A 251-nucleotide genomic window follows, 5' to 3' on the forward strand; every position below is an offset into this window, starting at 1 on the left:
GGTGGCCTTCAAATCCCGCGAGTTGGCCTCAGCCAAACTGGCGAGGTGCGTGTCCGAATCGCTGCGGACTTCGGTGATGAACAAGGCGGAGACTGTTGCCTCTTTCGAACGCGCGAGTTGCGTCGCTATTAGTCCGCTGCGAGGATCGAAGCCCGCTCCCGCCACCAACAGAACGTTCCGCTCGGTGTTGTCGAAGTACTCGTCTATGAAGGTGTCGAGTTCAGTACCGCGATGCGTGATCGCAAGTTCCC

General features: G+C 59.0%; 1 protein-coding gene. It reads right to left on the bottom strand.

The window, feature by feature from the left end:
• Positions 1-251: hypothetical protein (locus ACZ3HH_RS30795; RefSeq protein ID WP_465810469.1), on the bottom strand; the 251-nt coding region annotated here is incomplete at both ends.

The sequence above is a fragment of the Pseudomonas sp. PME37.24/025 genome, assembly GCF_055556615.1.